Raw genomic sequence first — 1,333 nt, forward strand, 5'->3', positions numbered from 1 at the left:
GGCACGATCGAGGACTTCGGCCACTTCGTCGGCGAGGCGGGGAAGCTGGGCCTGGAGGTCGCCCTGGACTTCGCCCTGCAGTGCTCCCCCGACCACCCCTGGGTCCAGAAGCACCCGGAGTGGTTCCACCACCGCCCGGACGGGACGATCGCCTACGCGGAGAACCCGCCGAAGAAGTACCAGGACATCTACCCCATCGCCTTCGACGCGGACATGGAGGGCCTGGTCACCGAGACGGTCCGGGTGCTGCGGCACTGGATGGGCCACGGCGTGCGCATCTTCCGGGTCGACAACCCGCACACCAAACCGGTGGTCTTCTGGGAGCGCGTGATCGCGGAGATCAACGCTTCCGACCCGGACGTGATCTTCCTGGCCGAGGCGTTCACCCGGCCCGCGATGATGCACACGCTCGCGCAGATCGGTTTCCAGCAGTCGTACACGTACTTCACCTGGCGCAACGACAAGCAGGAGCTGACGGAGTACCTGACGGAGCTGTCGGGCGAGGCGGCGGCCTACATGCGGCCGAACTTCTTCGCCAACACCCCCGACATCCTGCACGCCTACCTCCAGCAGGGCGGCCGGCCCGCCTTCGAGGTCCGCGCCGTGCTCGCCGCGACGCTCTCTCCGACCTGGGGCATCTACAGCGGCTACGAACTGTGCGAGAACACCCCGCTCAGGCCGGGCAGCGAGGAATACCAGAACTCCGAGAAGTACCAGCTCAGGCACCGCGACTGGGAGGCCGCCGCCCACGAGGGCCGCACCCTCGCCCCCCTCATCACCCGGCTCAACGGAGTCCGGCGCCGCAGCCCGGCCCTGCGCCAGCTGCGCGACCTCCACTTCCACCACGCCGACCAGGACGCGGTGATCGCCTACTCGAAGCGGAGCGGTTCGAACACGGTTCTGGTGGTCGCAAACCTCGACCCCCACCACACCCAGGAGACCACGGTCTCGTTGGACATGCCGCAACTCGGCCTGGACTGGCACGAGTCCGTGCCGGTGCGCGACGAGCTCACCGGCGAGACCTACTACTGGGGCAGGGCCAACTATGTGCGCCTCGAACCGGGCCATAGGCCCGCGCACGTCTTCACCGTCCTGCGACCGTCCAACCCGCAGATCGGAGGGTCACCCACAATATGATCGTCAATGAGCCCGTTCCGGACACCTTCGAGGACACTCCCGCCCAGGACCGGGACCCGGATTGGTTCAAGCGCGCCGTCTTCTACGAGGTCCTGGTGCGTTCCTTCCAGGACAGCAACGGCGACGGCGTCGGTGACCTGAAGGGCCTGACCGCCAAGCTCGACTATCTGCAGTGGCTCGGCGTGGACTGCCTGTG

The 1,333-nt window shown here is 67.4% G+C and carries 1 protein-coding gene and 1 pseudogene; both read left to right on the forward strand.

What is annotated here, in order from left to right; translation table 11 throughout:
- Nucleotides 1-1,137 (forward strand): annotated as a pseudogene (locus tag ACWEN3_RS46625) (alpha-1,4-glucan--maltose-1-phosphate maltosyltransferase); the annotation flags it as partial.
- Nucleotides 1,134-1,333, forward strand: a 200-nt coding sequence (locus tag ACWEN3_RS46630) for an alpha-amylase family glycosyl hydrolase (RefSeq protein WP_452984520.1), incomplete at its 3' end; no start/stop codon positions are given. The pseudogene ACWEN3_RS46625 and the gene ACWEN3_RS46630, both read left to right, overlap by 4 nt.

It is taken from the genome of Streptomyces sp. NPDC004561 (genome assembly GCF_053602155.1).